Source organism: Bradyrhizobium vignae (genome assembly GCF_900324035.1).
GTDB lineage: Bacteria > Pseudomonadota > Alphaproteobacteria > Rhizobiales > Xanthobacteraceae > Bradyrhizobium > Bradyrhizobium vignae.
On record NZ_LS398110.1, the window covers coordinates 5,579,475 to 5,592,729 of the forward strand.

The following is a 13,255-nucleotide window of genomic DNA, read 5'->3' on the forward strand; positions in this document are numbered from 1 at the left end:
CGGACAAGTCTCATGAATACGCCGGTGACACGGCGGAGTGCCGCCCTCGGCATCGCCGTCGCGGCCACATCGCTCGCCGCACCTTCGATCCTGCGCGCCCAATCGATGGGTCAGATCGTCGTGATCGGCGGCGGCTTTGGCGGCGCCGCTTGCGCCCGCGCGCTCAAGCGCGCCGATGCAAAATTGCCGGTCACCCTGATCGAGCCGAACAAGACCTACATCTCCTGCCCCTTCAGCAATGAGGTGATCGCGGGCCTGCGCGAGATCGAGGCGCAGCAGTTCGGCTACGACAAGCTCGCGGCCGACGGCATCAGCATCGTCGCTCAGGCTGTGACGAGCATCGACACGCAAAAGCGTAGGGTGACGACGGACGGCGGTACCGCGTTTGGTTATGACCGGCTCGTGCTCTCGCCCGGCATCGACTTCCATCCCGAAGCCCTGCCTGGCTACGACGCCGCCGCGTCGGAGACGATGCCGCACGCCTGGAAAGCCGGTGCGCAGACGCTTTTGCTGCGCAGGCAATTGGAAGCGATGGCGGACGGCGGCACGGTCGTCGTTGCAATCCCGGCCAATCCTTCCCGTTGCCCGCCAGCACCTTACGAGCGCGCAAGCCTGATCGCGCATTACCTGAAGACGAAGAAGCCGCGCTCGAAGGTTCTGATCCTCGATGCCAAGGACAGTTTCTCGCAGCAGCGGCTGTTCGAGAAGGCGTGGAAAGAGCTCTATGGCGACATGATCGAGCGCATCGCGCTATCGCAAGGCGGTCGCGTCACCTCGGTCGATCCCGCGACGAGAACCATCCTCACGGAGTTCGGCAACTACACCCCTGATGTCGCCAATGTCATCCCGCCGCAGCGCGCGGGGCGCATTGCCGGGATCGCAGGCACCGCGGACACGACCGGCTGGTGCCCGATCGATCCCGTCACCTTCGAGTCGAAACTCGTTCCGAACATCCACGTCATTGGCGATGCCTGCCTCGGCGGCGGCATCCCCAAATCGGCATCGGCTGCGAGCGCTCAGGGCAAGGCATGCGCTGGCGCGATCGTCGCTTTGCTCGCGGGCCGCACGCCGGAGGCGCCGCGATTGACGGGCATCTGCTACGACACCGTCGCACCCGGCTACGGCTTCTCGCTCATCGGCAATTACCAGCCCAAAGGCGACATCTTCGCCGAGGTCGAGGGCGTCGCGACCAGCCCGGTCGATGCCCCGCGCGAGCTGCGCGCCCGCGAGGCGGCTGAGGCCGAGCGCTGGTTTCAAACCATCACGGCGAATACGTTTGGCTAGAGCCATAATGAAACGAGCCTGCCGCCACAGCCAAAGTGCACCCCCTCCCGCGCTTGTGGGGAAGGGTCGGAGAGAGGGTGTCTCCACACGCGAGAGCCCCCGAGAGGAAAGAACCCTCACCCGCCGCTGCGCGGCGACCTCTTCCGCAAGCGAGAGAGGTCAGAGGAGTGCCCGGCGATCTCACTCGCCTCTTCCAAGAGTTGCGAATGCCGCACTCGTCGTCGCAAGCCTCGCCTTCTGTTCGCCTTCAAAAGCCGATGACCTCGTGCCCTACACAATCATCGGCGACGGCATTCCTGCATCACTCACGGGCTCGTCCGGCGATGCCGCGCGCGGCCGCGCGCTGGTGCTCGCGCGCACGACGACCTGCATCCTCTGCCATTCCGGCCCATTTCCGGAAACGCGGTTCCAGGGCGACCTTGCGCCTGATCTCTCCGGCGCCGGGAACCGGTGGTCGGTGAGCCAGTTGCGACTTCGACTGGTCGATGCCTCGCGCTTCAATCCGGACACCATCATGCCATCCTACTATCGCAACGACGGCTTCGTCCGCGTCGGACGTAACTTCGCCGGCAAGCCGATCTTGTCGGCTGCGGAGATCGAGGACATCGTGGCCTTTCTTGCAACACTTCGGGACTAGGTTCATGCCGACCACGCGACGACAATTCCTGAGCCTCGCCGGAGGCGCGACAGTCGCCGGGACGATCCCGATCGTCACGCTGCGGCCGCTCGAGGCGACACCGGCGATGCTCAACGCGGCGATCCGCAACGTGGTCGGCGAAGCGCAGATTCACACCGGCAGGATCAAGCTGGATATTCCGCCGCTGGTCGAGAACGGCAACACCGTGCCGCTGACGGTGAGCGTCGCAAGCCCGATGACGGCCGATGACCACGTCAAGAGCATCCACGTCTTCAACGAGAAGAACCCGCAGCCGAACATCGGCAATTTCTATTTCGGCCCTGCCTCCGGCCGTGCCCAGGTCTCGACACGGATTCGGCTCGCCGACACCCAGAAGGTGGTTGCGATCGCGCGTCTCTCCGACGACACGTTCTGGCAAATTGCCGCCGACGTCGTCGTGACACTGGCCGCCTGCACCGAGGAGATGAACTGATGGCTGCCCTCATCAACGTCCCCTCGAAGGCCAAACGCGGCGACATCGTCGAGATCCGCACGCTGACCTCGCACATCATGGAGACCGGCTTCCGCCACACCGCCGACGGCAATCTGGTGCCGCGCAACATCATCACGAGCTTCACCTGCCGTTACAACGGCGCTGAGATTTTTCGCGCCGATCTGTTTCCGGCTATCGCCGCGAACCCGTATTTGTCGTTTTTCGCGGTCGTCAAGGAAAGCGGCAAGTTCGAGTTCGAGTGGATCGGCGACAACGGCTATTCCTCCGCTGCTTCGGCATCGATCACGGTCGAATGATGTCTTGGCGCGCGATAGCCGCGGCAGCATTGTTTGCCGCGGCGCCTGCCCTGCTCGCGGGCGAAATCCCGCCCGATGCACGCCGTTCCGGCTATGCCTTCATGGGTCCGGACACGCGCGCCATGCAGGAGGACGACACCAGCAATCCCGGCATGCTGTTCGTGCTCGACGGCGAAGCGCTGTGGGCGAAGAAGACCGGCAGCGCCGCCAAATCCTGCACGGATTGTCATGGCGATGCGCGCAGCAGCATGAAAGGCGTCGCGGCGCGCTATCCCGCCTTCGACAAGGCCCTCGGCCGCCCCGTCACGCTCGATCAGCGGATCAATCTCTGCCGCGCCAATCATCAGCAGGCGATACCGCTGCCCTATGAGAGCCACGATCTGCTCGCATTGTCCGCCTTCATCGCCCATCAGTCGCGCGGCACCCCGATCACGGCCGGTGACGGTCCGCAAGCCAAACCCTTTGTCGAGCAGGGCCGCGCGCTGTACATGCAGCGTGAGGGACAGCTCAACCTCGCCTGCACCAACTGCCACGACGACAATTTCGACAAGCGCCTCGCCGGCGCGCCGATCACGCAAGCGCAACCGACCGGCTATCCGCTCTATCGGTTGGAATGGCAGACACTGGGCTCGCTGGAGCGGCGGCTGCGCAGCTGCATGAGCGGCGTCCGTGCCCAGGCCTATGACTACGGATCGCCCGAGCTGGTCGCGCTCGAACTCTATCTGATGTCGCGGGCGCATGGCCTGCCAATGGAGACGCCGGCCGTACGTCCCTGAGCCTAAACGGCCGAGCCATCCGCTCGACCGTTCCGCGTATCGAAAGCTGCGCCTACTCCGCCGGCGCGGCGGACATCTCCGGATGTGCGGCGTAGGGCTCGCTGGCGCCGAGCTTGCCGGCGGCGAACAGCCCAGCGGCCATCACGGCGTAGGCCAGGGCGACCGCGGGCGTCACGCCAAAGCCGCCGCCAATGCCGACGGCTTCGCCGTGCATGAAGCCGAAATAGGTCAGCACCGCCCCGACCAGCGCAAAGGCGGACGCCTTCTCGAAATCGCGCTCGATGATGAAGACGCCGATGGCGCCGAGGATGAGGCCGCCGAGGATGGAGCCGCCGCCCATCACCTCAAGACCGTGGTAGAACACGCCCTGCTGCGGCAGCGCGGCGATCGCGGCGGCTTTGACCGCATCGGCCTTGTCGGCCGCCAAGCCGCCGACGGTTGCCGCCGCGTTCATGGTGGAGCCGAGCATCGTGTCGATCTGGAGCTTGGCCCAGGCGGCGAGATGCGGCGTCAGCGCCAGCACGATGGCGGGCGCGTGCTTGACCGGTGTCGTCTGGAATGCCTGCGCCCCGATCAGCATGCCGATGTAGAGCAAGATCGGCGAGATCGCGACGACAGGCACGAGTGCCAGCAGCACCGAGATGATGCCGAACCAGGACAGCACGACCACCATGACGCCGGTCGCCGCCGAGTAACCGATCCGACCGCCCATCGCCTTCCAGCCGGGATGGCCGATATAGACGGCGTTGATGAAGGGATTGCCCATCAGGCAGCCGATCAGGCTGACGACGCCGTCGGCGGTGAGCACGCGCGTGGTCGGATATTCGTCGCCGGCCGCTTCCGCGCTCTCGACATTGTCCATGGCCTCGACGAGATCGTAGATGCCGAACGGAATGGCGGTGACGAGGATGATGCCCAGGAATTCGAAGCCGGAGAAGACATGGTTTACCGCCGGGATCGGCACAGAAAAGCCGAAATTGGCAAAGGCCGCGCCGACACCTTTGAGGCTCAGGCCGCCGAGACCGAGCCCGAACAGGTTCGAGCCCCAGGCGATGATCATGCCGGCCGCGATCGCGACGAGGCCTGCGGGAACGCCGCGCCAATATTTCACCCCGCCGAACCAGCTCACCAGGATGATGGCGAAGCAGACGAGACCGATCTGCGGCGTCATGTACATTTCCAGCGCCGGCCGCATCGAGATGAAGGTGATGGAGACGCCGGCAAGCGTGCCGAGTAGCGCCGCGCGCGGCGTGATCCTGCGGATGAACGGCGCGATGAAGCCGCCGATCATGAGAATGAAGCTCTGGAAGAACACCCAGACGAGACCCGCCGACCAGCCCTTGAGAGGATCGCCGGTCTTCAGCGTGATCGGAAGCATGATCACGAAGGTGACGATGAACATGTGCGGCACGCTGACGCCGGACGGCAGCGCGCAGACGTCGTTGCGGCCGGTCTTCTGCGCGAGGCGATAGGCGAGATACGCATAGTAGAAGGTGGAGAGGCACATCATCAGCCCGAGCGCGGGCAGGATGCGCCCGAACACGAGACCATCAGGCATCTTCAACACGAAGCGAAGCAGGCCCGTGAGCACCAGCATGTTGACGAGGATGTTGGTACCGAAGCCGAAAAACGCGTTCCAGTCGCCCGATGTCCATAGCGCCAGCTTGAAGTCGGACGTATTGATCTCAGACTTGCCGGCCGTCCCCGTCAATTTGCTCATGATGTTACCCCCAATGTGTTCGAACTCTTCATCGCCTCCAAGACTGCGGCTGAGCTTGCGACCCAGCCGAAGATGCCGCCCTGGGCCTTGATCATGTTCAGGCCCATCTCGTGAAATTCGGGGAAGTAGGATGCGCAGCCATCGGACACGACGACGCAGCGATAGCCGCGGTCATTGGCCTCGCGCACGGTGGTGTTGACGCAAACTTCTGTCGTGACGCCGCACACCAAGAGATTCTCGATACCGTAATTCTCCAGGACATCGCCGAGCTCGGTGGCGTAGAAGGCGCCCTTGCCCGGCTTGTCGATCACGATTTCGCTGTCGAACGGATAGAGCTCGGGAATGATGTCGTGGCCGGCCTCACCGCGAATGAGGATTCGTCCCATCGGACCGGGATCGCCGATACGAAGGCTCGGCGCGCCGCGTTCGATCTTTGCCGGCGGCGCGTCGGAGAGATCGGGCAGATGCCCCTCGCGCGTGTGGATCACCAGCATGCCGATGTCGCGCGCCGCCGTCAGCACCGCGCCGATCGGCTTCACCGCGCGTGCAAGCTGGCTGACGTCGTTGCCGAGCGTTTCGCCGAAGCCGCCGGGCTCCATGAAGTCGCGCTGCATGTCGATGATGAGAAGCGCGGTGGCCGGCCAGTCGAGCGCGATCGGCTCGGGCTCGGCGCTGACGACGCCCTTTGTCGGATTGGCTGAGTTCAACATGACGCAGGCCCCGCGAGAACTCTCTTGGCCAGAGTTCTGCAAGCGCCGTGCCATTGTGTACAATTGCAGTGGGGCGCGGGCGGCGACAGAATTTGTAGTGTACTCAAAAACTTGCGTAGAATGCGATCGCCTGCTTATTCCCTGTGCGACGGCTTTGCGACGTGCATTTGCCTAGAGGATGAGCGGCATCTTCCGTCATTCCGTGGCGCGCAGCGCGTGCCTGGAATCCATTTCACCTCATGCGGTGCGGCCATCCCGGGCTCGACGCTCCGCGTCGCCGCGGGATGACGAGGAGACTACCGCCCGGCCCCGTACAGCCGCCGATACTCCTCCTCGTACGGCGCATACGAGTCCTTCAGCGTCGCCATGTTCAGCAACATCGTGGCCACCAACGTGCCCGCCTTGGCGAACACGCGCGTCTTGACCCAGGCGCTTTCGGTGCGGCGGCTGCCGGAGAGTGCGACCACCTCGCGCTCGACTTCGTACTCCTCGTCGACGAACAGCGGGCCCTTCACCAGGCGGATCTCCTGGTCGGCGAACAGGCCGACGGCAGGGCCCTTGGCCGGCAGCGGATCGTCCTTGGAGCGGTACTGGAACAGCACGCTGAGCATCTCCATCGGGATGATGGGCTTGCCCCATGGATTGTCTGCGGTCGAGTAGTATTGCGAGTTCTCGGTGATGACGGCGAGCTTCTGCCGAAGGGAGAACGGATAGAGGTCGCCCATGTTCTGGTCGAAAGCCATCCGCACCGTCTGGCGCTTGCTCGTCTGCGCCACCTTGACGTCGCGCAGGATCACGGGATCAGCCAGCGGCTTGAGCTCGCGGAGGCGGATGTCGAGGGCTGTCGGGCTCTCAACGATGGATGCGGTGCCGCGCAGCACCTCGGTGCCGTCGCGCTTGAGCATCTGTACCTGACACTCGGGCTGTTCGGTCGAAGAGGCTAGCAGCGTCGCCTGCACCTCCTCACCTTCGTAGCAGACACTACGGTAATGCACCGAGAGACACCCTCGCTCAAACCACGCCCGGCCCCATTGCCGCTCGCAAAGTGGAGCGAACTGGCTGAAATGGGTCGGCCCCTCGATGGTGCCGCCCTTGAAACCGAGCTTCTGCGCCGTCGCGTCATCATGGATCGAGGCATGCGCATCATAGGTTTGCGCCTGTAGCATCTGCCGCGGCCGGCGCCACGGTCCAATCAAGGCGCCTCCTATTCGGGTGATTTGTGTGTCAAACGCCATCATGCGCGCTCCTCCGCTCGCAAGCCATGACTAGCAGGAGCGCCACGGATGCGGCCAGCGATATTGACTTCGCTGAGCCATGCATTTGACTGTCACAATCGCGTCGCGCAGCCGCAATCCTTCCCGCAGCGCAAACCCCAAGAACCAAAGCCGAGGACTTCTGAAATGACGCTGTTGCAGGTCGAGCTGGACGACAAATACCGGCTCGAATCGAAGCGGATCTTCCTGTCGGGCACGCAGGCGCTGGTCCGCCTTCCCATGTTGCAGCGCGAACGCGACAGGCTTCAGGGACTGAACACCGGCGGCTTCATCTCAGGATATCGCGGTTCCCCGCTTGGCATGTACGATCATGCGCTATGGCGGGCGAAGTCGCACCTTCAGCAGCACGACATTGCCTTCGTTCCGGGACTCAACGAAGACTTGGCCGCGACCGCGGTCTGGGGCAGCCAGCAGGTTGGGCTGTTTCCCGGGGCCAAGGTCGACGGCGTGTTCGGCATCTGGTACGGCAAGGGCCCGGGCGTCGATCGCTCGGTCGATGCGCTCAAGCACGCCAATGCGGCCGGCACCTCGGTCAATGGCGGCGTGCTCGCGCTCGCCGGCGATGACCACGGCTGCCAGTCCTCGACCCTGGCGCATCAGAGCGAGCAGGTGTTCGCCGCGTCGCTGATCCCCGTGATCAACCCGGCGACGCTGCAGGACTATCTCGATCTCGGCCTCTACGGCTTTGCGCTGTCGCGCTTCTCCGGCTGCTGGGTCGGCTTCAAGGCGATCAGCGAGACCGTCGAGAGCTCGGCGTCGATCTACAGCGATCCCGAGCGCGTCAAGATCGTGCTCCCCGAGGATTTCGAGATGCCGCCCGGTGGCCTCAACATCCGCTGGCCCGATCCGCCGCTGGAGGCCGAGAAGCGGCTGTTCGGCCCGAAGATGGCGGCGGTGCAGGCCTTCGCCCGCGCCAACCAGCTCGATCGCATCGTGCTCGATTCCAAGCCTGCGCGGCTCGGTATCGTCGCGACCGGCAAGGCCTATCTCGATCTCCGCCAGGCCCTCGCCGATTTGGGGATCACCGACAAGGACGCGCAGGATCTGGGCCTTCGCATCTACAAGGTCGCGATGACATGGCCGCTGGAGGAGAGCGGCGCCAAACGTTTCGCCGAAGGTCTCCAGGACGTTCTGGTGGTCGAGGAGAAGCGCGGCTTCATCGAAGACCAGCTGATGCGCATCCTCTACAACGTGGATGCGTCCAGACGCCCGACGGTCACGGGCAAGCGCGACGAGCGCGGCGCGCCGCTGCTGCCGAGTGAGGGCGAGCTGACGCCGACCATCGTCGCGTCCGCGCTGGTGGCGCGCTTGCGCAAGCTCGGCCATCACAGCCCGGTGCTGGAACAGCGCTTGGCACGCCTGGAGGCGTTCGACAATCCCGTCACCGCCAGCGCACCGATCAAGCTCGCGCGCACGCCGTTCTTCTGCTCGGGCTGTCCGCACAACACCTCGACGCGCGTGCCCGAAGGCAGCCGCGCCATGGCCGGCATCGGCTGCCACGGCATGGCCCTGAGCATGCCGACCCGCCGCACCGACCTGATCTCGCATATGGGTGCCGAGGGCGTGAACTGGATCGGCCAGTCGCCCTTCACGACCGAGACGCACATCTTCCAGAATCTCGGCGACGGCACCTACACCCATTCCGGTCTCCTGGCCCTACGCGCCGCCTCCGCCGCCGGCATCAACATCACCTACAAGATCCTCTATAACGACGCCGTGGCGATGACCGGCGGCCAGCCGGCGGAAGGGGCCTTCAACGTCGCACAGATCGCGCACCAGGTCTGGGCCGAGGGCGTCAAGCGGCTTGCGATCGTCTCGGACGATCCGGGCAAGTACCCGCAAGGCAACTACTTCCCGCAAGGCGCGACCATCCATCACCGCCGCGAGCTCGATGCCGTGCAGCGCGAGCTGCGTGACATCAAGGGCCTCACCGTCATCATCTACGACCAGACCTGCGCCGCCGAAAAGCGCCGCCGCCGCAAGCGCGGGCTCTATCCTGATCCGGCCAAGCGCGCCTTCATCAACGAGCTGGTCTGCGAAGGCTGCGGCGACTGCTCGCAGGCCTCCAACTGCGTCTCGGTGCAGCCGCTGGAGACCGAGTTCGGCCGCAAGCGGCAGATCGACCAGTCGAACTGCAACAAGGACTTTTCCTGCGTCGAAGGTTTTTGCCCGAGTTTTGTGACGGTGCACGGCGGCAGCCTGAAGCGGATGAAGACCACGGCGGTGGATTCAGGCCAGCTGTTCGCCGATCTGCCGCTGCCGCCCGCGCGCGACCTCGACGGCCCCTACAACATCCTCGTCACCGGCATCGGCGGCACTGGCGTCATCACAATCGGCGCCCTGCTAGGCATGGCCGCCCATGTCGACGGTCGCGGCTGCTCGGCGCTGGACTTCACCGGCCTGTCGCAGAAGAACGGCGCGGTGATGAGCCATGTCCGCATCGCCCCGAAGCCGGAGGACATTTCCGCGGTCCGCATCACCACCGGCGGCGCCGACGTCATCCTCGGCTGCGACATGATCGTCTCGGCCGGCCCGACTGCGCTGAGCCGCGCCGAGCGCGGCGTGACCAAGGCCTTTATCAACGCCGATTTGCAGCCGACGGCGAGCTTCGTGCAAAATCCCGATCTCGATTTCGAAATGGGCACGATGCAGACCGTGCTGCGCGACGCGATCGGCGACAAGAACCTCGACATTGTCGATGCCACGGGCATCGCCGCGGCGCTGATGGGCGACAGCATCGCCACCAATCCCTTCATGCTCGGCTTCGCCTTCCAAAAGGGCGCGATCCCGCTGTCGCTGGAGGCCCTGCTCCGCTCCATCGAGATCAACGGCGCCGCGATCGAGATGAACAAGCTCGCCTTCACCTGGGGCCGCCTCGCGGCCCACGACATGTCGCGGGTGCGCAGCGTGCTCCAGTTCAAGAACCGCGCATCCGCGCCGGCGAAATCGCTCGACGAGATCATCGCCACCCGCGCCGAGTTCCTGACCTTCTATCAGGACGAACCCTATGCCGACCGTTACCTTGCGGCTGTCGCCAAGGTGCGCAAGGCCGAGAGCGCGGCTTCGCCCGCATCCACGGAGCTGACCGAGGCAGTCGCGAAAAACCTGTTCAAGCTGATGTCCTACAAGGACGAGTACAAGGTTGCGCGGCTCTATACCGACGGCAGCTTCGCCAAGAAAGTGTCCGAGAAGTTCGGCGGCGACTTCACACTGAAGTATCACCTGGCACCGCCGATCTTCGCGAAGCGAGACAAGGCGACAGGCCGGCTTCAGAAGCAGGAGTTCGGCGCCTGGATGATCCACGCTTTCCGCATTCTCGCCAGGCTCAAGTTCCTGCGCGGCACCGCGTTCGATCCGTTCGGCCGCACCGAGGAGCGCCGGACCGAGCGCAAGCTGGTCGAGGATTATCTCGCGATCATCGATCAGCGCATCGCCGGGTTGAAGGCCGAGCAGATCCCGCTGCTGACACGGCTCGCGCGCGTACCGGAGACGATCCGCGGCTTCGGTCATGTCAAGGAAGCCAATATCAAGCTGGCGAGGTCCGAGGCGGCGCGGCTTGAGGCGGAACTGGAGAACAGCCGCTTTGCCGCAGCGGCGGAGTAGCGAAAGAACCGTGCTCTTTCCACGCGTTATTGCGGGCGAAGCGAAGCAATCCTGACCGCAGCCGTGGAAAGACTCCGGATTGCTTCGCTTCGCCCGCAATGACGAGATTGTGGGGACGCGCTCGCCACGCACTCGCCGTGTTCGCCCGGCTCGACCGGACGATCCAGTATGCCGAGATGATTGTGGCTCAACGATAGACCGCGGCGGACTGGATGCCCGCCTGCGCGGGCATCACAGCGATGCCAAGGGCTAAAGCATGATCCGGAAAAGTGCGACGCGGTTTTCCGGAAAGATCATGCGTAAACAACAAGCTAAAGCGCGATGACGATTCATCCAAATCTCATCGCGCTTTAGACGGAAGCTCACCCATTCCGCGCTAGCACTACTTTGGCAGATTGTTGATTTTGGCGCGTTTTATAGGATTCCCGAATCAATTTTTCAATGATTCATGGGTGGTCGGCTCTTGGAGGGCTGACCATGCCGGGATGGGAAGACGAACTCGAACGCTGGCTGATGCCGTTCTTGGACCGACTGGGTCATAAGACCCGGCAGCGGATGTGTCCTCTGTATGTTGCGGGATTGATCGGTCCCGGCGATCGTAAGAGCGTTCAGCCGATGGCGGAACGCCTTGCCACCAGCACCTACGACCAGTTGCACCATTTCATTGCGGACGGTGTCTGGGACGCGACGCCGCTGGAGACAGAGTTGCTCAACCAGGCGGACCGACTTGTCGGCGGCAGGGATGCGGTGCTGGTTATTGATGACACCTCACTTCCCAAGAAGGGTGAGCGCTCGGTCGGTGTTGCGGCTCAATACGCCTCGGCTCTCGGTAAAACGGCAAATTGCCAAACACTGGTGTCTTTGACGCTTGCGCGCGGCGAAGTACCCGTGATGGTCGCGTTACGTCTCTTTCTGCCTGACAGTTGGACAAGCGACGAATCTCGTTTGAAGCGCGCTCGCGTGCCAGTCGAACATCGAACGCCACGGTCCAAGCCGGAGATTGCTTTGGCCGAGATTGACCGCGCGATAGCAGCCAGCGTGCGCTTTGGATATGTGCTGGCGGATGCAGGATACGGCCTCAGCGCACCGTTTCGACAAGGGCTAACAGAGCGCGGGCTGGTCTGGGCTGTCGGAATCCCGCGGCACCTGAAAGTGTATCCGGTCGATGTGAAGCTCATTTGGCCGATTACCAAAGCCCGCGGGAAACCACGAAAGCACCACGTGCCCGATATCTTATCAATTGCGGCCGAGCAAATGCTGGCCGGCGCCAAATGGAAAACCGTGAGTTGGCGTAGCGGGACGAAAGGTCGGCTTAAAGCCCAATTTGCTGCGGTCCGTGTCCGGACCGCCGACGGCCCTCCGCAGCGGATATGGGATAAAGGTCAGCAGCATCTCCCAGGCGACGAAGCCTGGCTCATTGGCGAGCAACGTGCGTCCGGGGAGAAGAAATACTATCTGGCCAATCTTCCGGCGGCGACGGATCTGCGCACGCTGGCCGCCACCATCAAGGCACGGTGGATTTGTGAGCAGGCGCATCAGCAGTTGAAGGAGGAACTTGGACTTGATCACTTCGAAGGGCGATCATGGCAAGGTCTTCATCGCCACGCCCTGATGACAATGATTGCCTACGCCTTCCTGCAACATCGTCGCCTCGCATACGCGGGGCGGAAAAAAAAGAATCTACGGGCCTCCGCCTCAGCCAACCATGCCAGCCGTACGTCACGCCATCGTTGATCTCATCCTTCGGCCGCCGTCTCAGCATTGCCCATATTGCCGAAGGCAAATCCGTGAAAAACAGCGGCGAAAACACAATCTGCCAAAGTAGTGCTAGGGTCTGTACTCAATAGGGATTCCCGCTGAGGCGGAGTTGTGATTCAAGACCTCCGAGTCGAAGGGGGGCTTGATGGGGCAAAAGCTATATTGGCTGAGTGAGGCGGAGTGGAAGCGGATTGAACCGCTGTTGCCACGTGGGCGGCGCGGCGCCCATCGCGTGGATGACCGACGCGTGATCAGCGGGATCCTCCACATGCTGCGATCGGGCGCACGCTGGCGAGACTGCCCGGCAGATTACGGCCCCTACACGACCATCTATAACCGCTTCAATCGCTGGAGCCGCCAAGGCGTGTGGGGCAATATTTTCTACGCCTTGACTGGCTCAACCGGCCGGGTCGGGACAATGTCCATCGACGCGACCCACATCAAAGCCCACCGCTCGGCGGCGGGCGCAAAAGGGGCGTGAGTGGTTGGCCGAGCGCGGAACAAAGGCAGTAATTCCGCCCAACCCAACTCGCAAGCATCCGCACCGGTACGACGTGAAGGCCTACAAAGGACGCAATCTCATCGAACGCATGTTTTGCCGCCTCAAGGACTTCAGGCGGATTGCGACCCGCTACGACAAGCGAGCCGACAACTTCCTCTCGGCCATCCTCTTGGTCGCCGCCGTTACTTGGTGGATCAATTGA

General features: G+C 63.6%; 10 protein-coding genes and 1 pseudogene. 8 read left to right on the top strand and 3 right to left on the bottom strand.

Features of this window, described 5'->3' with window-relative positions; genetic code table 11:
* Window positions 1-12 precede the first annotated feature (12 nt).
* The 5 genes from BRAD3257_RS27040 (at window position 13) to soxA (ending at window position 3,486) form a co-directional block, all read left to right on the top strand.
* Window positions 13-1,284, top strand: coding sequence for an FCSD flavin-binding domain-containing protein (locus BRAD3257_RS27040; RefSeq protein ID WP_122404410.1), 1,272 nt, complete (start codon window positions 13-15; stop codon window positions 1,282-1,284).
* A gap of 265 nt (window positions 1,285-1,549) precedes the next feature.
* Window positions 1,550-1,921: a sulfur oxidation c-type cytochrome SoxX gene (gene soxX, locus BRAD3257_RS41180; RefSeq protein WP_244607693.1), complete on the top strand. Its 372-nt coding sequence runs from the start codon at window positions 1,550-1,552 to the stop codon at window positions 1,919-1,921.
* Between the two features lie 4 nt (window positions 1,922-1,925).
* Entirely contained in the window at window positions 1,926-2,393 is a 468-nt protein-coding gene (locus BRAD3257_RS27050; RefSeq protein ID WP_122404412.1) for a SoxY-related AACIE arm protein, read from the top strand.
* Entirely contained in the window at window positions 2,393-2,710 is a 318-nt protein-coding gene (gene soxZ / locus BRAD3257_RS27055) for a thiosulfate oxidation carrier complex protein SoxZ (RefSeq protein WP_122404413.1), read from the top strand. The genes BRAD3257_RS27050 and soxZ overlap by 1 nt, the downstream gene beginning before the upstream one ends.
* Window positions 2,707-3,486, top strand: a complete 780-nt coding sequence (gene soxA, locus BRAD3257_RS27060; RefSeq protein WP_162500387.1) for a sulfur oxidation c-type cytochrome SoxA — start codon at window positions 2,707-2,709, stop codon at window positions 3,484-3,486. Before soxZ ends, soxA begins: the two co-directional genes overlap by 4 nt.
* Window positions 3,487-3,538: 52 nt before the next feature.
* On the opposite strand, the gene BRAD3257_RS27065 is transcribed toward soxA, so the two are convergent.
* The 3 genes from BRAD3257_RS27065 to BRAD3257_RS27075 all read right to left on the bottom strand — a co-directional run bounded on the left by BRAD3257_RS27065 (window position 3,539) and on the right by BRAD3257_RS27075 (window position 7,154).
* Entirely contained in the window at window positions 3,539-5,206 is a 1,668-nt protein-coding gene (locus BRAD3257_RS27065) for a regulator (RefSeq protein WP_122404415.1), read from the bottom strand.
* On the bottom strand, window positions 5,203-5,916 hold the full coding sequence (locus tag BRAD3257_RS27070; RefSeq protein WP_122404416.1) for a cysteine hydrolase family protein: 714 nt from the start codon (window positions 5,914-5,916) through the stop codon (window positions 5,203-5,205). The genes BRAD3257_RS27065 and BRAD3257_RS27070 overlap by 4 nt, the downstream gene beginning before the upstream one ends.
* 296 nt (window positions 5,917-6,212) lie before the next feature.
* Window positions 6,213-7,154, bottom strand: coding sequence for a hypothetical protein (locus BRAD3257_RS27075; protein ID WP_122404417.1), 942 nt, complete (start codon window positions 7,152-7,154; stop codon window positions 6,213-6,215).
* Window positions 7,155-7,316: 162 nt separating this feature from the next.
* Here BRAD3257_RS27075 and BRAD3257_RS27080 point away from each other — a divergent pair, with 162 nt between their 5' ends.
* From BRAD3257_RS27080 to BRAD3257_RS27090, 3 genes and pseudogenes are all read left to right on the top strand, one after another.
* Window positions 7,317-10,793 (top strand): indolepyruvate ferredoxin oxidoreductase family protein, encoded by a 3,477-nt coding sequence (locus BRAD3257_RS27080; RefSeq protein ID WP_122404418.1) that lies wholly within the window; start codon window positions 7,317-7,319, stop codon window positions 10,791-10,793.
* 441 nt (window positions 10,794-11,234) lie between these two features.
* On the top strand, window positions 11,235-12,527 hold the full coding sequence (locus tag BRAD3257_RS27085) for an IS701 family transposase (RefSeq protein ID WP_122404419.1): 1,293 nt from the start codon (window positions 11,235-11,237) through the stop codon (window positions 12,525-12,527).
* Between the two features lie 169 nt (window positions 12,528-12,696).
* Window positions 12,697-13,255 (top strand): annotated as a pseudogene (locus tag BRAD3257_RS27090) (IS5 family transposase).

Bases quoted from the DNA above. Each gene is read 5' to 3' on its own strand.
- soxA (WP_162500387.1), top strand. From the start codon at position 2,707: ATGATGTCTTGGCGCGCGATAGCCGCGGCAGCATTGTTTGCCGCGGCG.
- BRAD3257_RS27040 (WP_122404410.1), top strand. From the start codon at position 13: ATGAATACGCCGGTGACACGGCGGAGTGCCGCCCTCGGCATCGCCGTC.
- BRAD3257_RS27070 (WP_122404416.1), bottom strand. From the start codon at position 5,916: ATGTTGAACTCAGCCAATCCGACAAAGGGCGTCGTCAGCGCCGAGCCC.
- BRAD3257_RS27080 (WP_122404418.1), top strand. From the start codon at position 7,317: ATGACGCTGTTGCAGGTCGAGCTGGACGACAAATACCGGCTCGAATCG.
- soxZ (WP_122404413.1), top strand. From the start codon at position 2,393: ATGGCTGCCCTCATCAACGTCCCCTCGAAGGCCAAACGCGGCGACATC.
- BRAD3257_RS27065 (WP_122404415.1), bottom strand. From the start codon at position 5,206: ATGAGCAAATTGACGGGGACGGCCGGCAAGTCTGAGATCAATACGTCC.
- BRAD3257_RS27075 (WP_122404417.1), bottom strand. From the start codon at position 7,154: ATGATGGCGTTTGACACACAAATCACCCGAATAGGAGGCGCCTTGATT.
- BRAD3257_RS27050 (WP_122404412.1), top strand. From the start codon at position 1,926: ATGCCGACCACGCGACGACAATTCCTGAGCCTCGCCGGAGGCGCGACA.
- BRAD3257_RS27085 (WP_122404419.1), top strand. From the start codon at position 11,235: ATGATTCATGGGTGGTCGGCTCTTGGAGGGCTGACCATGCCGGGATGG.